Origin of the sequence: Streptomyces sp. NPDC007162 (assembly GCF_040634175.1) — a bacterium.
GTDB lineage: Bacteria > Actinomycetota > Actinomycetes > Streptomycetales > Streptomycetaceae > Streptomyces.
Genome location: NZ_JBEYFC010000757.1, coordinates 1 through 3,282 on the forward strand (window position 1 = coordinate 1; position 3,282 = coordinate 3,282).

A 3,282-nucleotide genomic window follows, 5' to 3' on the forward strand; every position below is an offset into this window, starting at 1 on the left:
CGAGAGAGGAAGACACAGCCATGGCGGACGGCTCACCGCCCCCGGGCAGCGACCCGGTCGGCCCCGCCCCCGCCGTACGGCCGTTCCTGGTCACCACCCGCACACCGTGGTCATGACCGTGAACAGGGGTGCGGCGAGGAGCAGATGCCCGGCCGCGCCCGGCAGCGTCGGTGTGTCGCGCACCAGCAGCCAGGCGACGGACAGCGCCGGGGCCGCCGCGAGCAGGGACAGCAGGGGCAGCAGGACGACGGAGAGCGCATAGGCCGCCTGCCAGCGGCGCGAGCGGCCCGCAGGCCGTGCGGGCCGGCTTGCGCCCGCGAGGCGTTGCGCGGGACCGGCCGGCCGGGCCGGCGAACCGGTCCATACCTGGCCGTCGGGGATCCGCCCGTCGAGACAGCCGCCCGCGGCGAGTTCCGCGCCACGTCCGAGCACGGCGCCCGGCAGCAGTGTGCTGCGGTGGCCCACCCGGGCGCCGGGGCCGACGGCGACGGCGCCGATGTGCAGCGTGTCGCCGTCGAGCCACCACCCGGCGAGGTCCGCCCCGGGCTCGACGCTGCATCCGTCGCCCAGTTCGGCCAGCCCCGTCACCGGGGGCATGGTGTGCAGCAGTACGTCGCGACCGGTACGGCAGCCGAGGGCCCGGGCGTACAGGACGGCCCACGGGGTGCCGAGCAGGGCGGCCACGCCGAACGCGGCCACCGCCCGTTCCGCCGTCCACAGCCGCAGGTGGACACGTCCGCCGCGCGGATGCTCCCCCGGCCTGATCGAACCGGCCAGCGCCCGGGCGAGGCCGGCGCCGATCAGGCACCGCGACGGCGCGCTGAACAGCACCGCCCAGCCCGCCAGGACCAGCCACCACGACGTGTGCGGGGCCCAGCGGTGCGGGGCGACCCAGCCGAGCACGTCGTCCGCCACCGCCAGGCCGACCAGGCCGCGCAGCGCGGTGACTGCGTAGCCGGCCTGGACGACGGCGAACTGGACGGCAGCGGCCCGCCTGGGTACCGGCCGGACGGGGCGCGCCGCCCGCACGGACCCGGCCAGCGAGTCGAGATGGTCCGCCATGTTCCGCAGCACGGGGTGCCGGTAGAGGTCGGCGACGGAGAGACCCGGATGGTCCTCGCGCAGCATCGAGGCCATCCGGGCGGCGGTCAGGCTGCTGCCGCCGAGTTCCACGAAATGGCTGTCGGGGCCGGGCCGCAGGCCCAGCAGCTGCTCCCAGACGTCCGCCAGCCGTGCGGCGGTGCCGTGCAGCCGCTGCGCGGCACCGCCGCGGTCGGCGTCGGCCAGGGGCACCGGCCAGGGCAGTGCCTCGCGGTCGACCTTGCCGGACGCACGCGTGGGCAGGGCCGTCACCTCGGCCAGGACCGGCACCAGGGGTGCGGGCAGCCGTTCGGCCAGCAGCGCCCTGGCCTTGGCGGCCTCGAAGGCGGAGCCGCCGTCGGCCGCCTGCTGGGGGAGGACGTAACCGACCAGCACCTGGGCACCGGCCTGCGTCGACCGCACCGCCGCGGCCGCCCCGCGCACGCCCGGCAGGGCAAGGAGGGCCGCGTCGATCTCGCCGAGTTCGACCCGGCGGCCGCCGAGCTTGATCTGGTCGTCGATGCGCCCGAGGAAGACCAGTCCCTCCGCGTCGGCGCGCACCAGGTCGCCGGAGCGGTAGGCGCGTGGCGAGGCCAGCGCCGGGCACGGCGTAAAGCGTTCCGCGTCCTTGACGGGGTCGAGGTAGCGCGCGGTCCCGGCGCCGGCGATGACCAGTTCGCCCTGTTCGCCGTGGGCCACCGGTCGCCCGGCCTCGTCGACCACCGCCAACTCCCAGCCCGCCAGCGGCAGTCCGATGCGCACGGGCTGCCCGGGCCGCAGCGGGGCGGCGCAGGCGACGACGGTGGTCTCCGTGGGGCCGTAGGTGTTCCACAGTTCCCGTCCGGGGCGGGCGAACCGTTCGACGAGGCCGGGAGGGCAGGCCTCGCCGCCGAGGATCAGCAACCGCACCTGGGACAGGGCCTCCTGGGGCCACATGGCCAGCAGGGTGGGGACGGTGGAGACGACGGTGATCCCCCGGGTCGCGAGCCAGGGACCCAGCTCGTGACCGGCCCTGACGAGGGCACGTTCGGCCGGCACCAGGCAGGCACCGGAACGCCACGCCAGCCACATCTCCTCGCAGGAGGCGTCGAAGGCGACGGACAGTCCCGCCAGTACCCGGTCGCCGGGGCCGAGCGGGCGGTCCCGCAGGAACAACGCGGCCTCGGCGTCCACGAAGGCGGCGGCGGAGCGGTGGGTGACGGCCACGCCCTTCGGTGCGCCGGTCGAACCGGAGGTGAAGATGATCCACGCGTCGTCGCCGGGAGCGGGCCCGGCCGCCGCCACCGCACCGGACGGCGGCACGAGCCCGGCGGGCGGCCGGTTCGGCCCCAGGACGTGGCACACGCCTGCCTCGCGGAACACCGTGGCGGCGCGCTCCTCGGGATCGTCGGCGTCGACCGGGACATAGGCCGCGCCGCAGCAGAGTACGGCGAGAATCGACAGGTACAGTTCGGCGCCGCCCGACGGCACCCGGATGCCGACCCGGTCGCCGGGGCCGATTCCCCGCTCGGTGAGGTGCCGGCCGCGGCGACGGATCTCGCCGCACAGTTCGAGGTACGACAGCACCTCTGCGCCGGTGTCCAGGGCGGGCGCGTCCGGGTGCCGGGCGGCGGTGGCCCACAGGACGTCGACGAGGGTGCGGGGCGACGCGGCGGGGGAGGAGCGGAAGAGGGCCCGATCACCAGGCGGTTCCGGGGACGGCGGCGGGGTATCGAGTGCGGTCGATGTCAAGGTCGTGCCTCTTGCTTCCTGTACAGCGGGCTGCAAGCCCATTACAGGCTGTCAGAGGGCTGTGCTCGGCGCGGCGTTCGCCAACTCCGGGCAATTGATTAAGTGCCTTTCCATGGGCCGAAAATGACGAACCGTAGACCCTGACGACCTGATTCACTCACGTTGCCCGCGCTCCTTTCGAGTTCGGGAAGAAATGGGCGAGAGAATGGTTTGTTTCGCGGCGCGAGCTCCTGTTCGATAAAAGGGGTGCGTCAGTGGCGTCGAGTGAGGGATCCGCCTTTGCCCATCACCGCGGAAACGGTTTTTCAACCGCCGCGGGAGACGAACGGGAATGCCGACGGGTTCGTCGGCCGACGTTGACTCCGCGGCCACCTTTCGGGGAGCCGGTGGGCTCACATCCGGGACGTGTCACTCCCTTCCTGGTCCGCTCGAATTACGGCAGTTCGGGAATCCCGGGAAGGCGGGGAGTGC

The 3,282-nt window shown here is 74.2% G+C and carries 1 protein-coding gene; it reads right to left on the reverse strand.

The features are described 5' to 3' along the window. Positions 1-90: 90 nt before the first annotated feature. Positions 91-2,811 (reverse strand): amino acid adenylation domain-containing protein, encoded by a 2,721-nt coding sequence (locus ABZ646_RS43425; protein ID WP_360532399.1) that lies wholly within the window; start codon positions 2,809-2,811, stop codon positions 91-93. Positions 2,812-3,282: the final 471 nt, after the last annotated feature.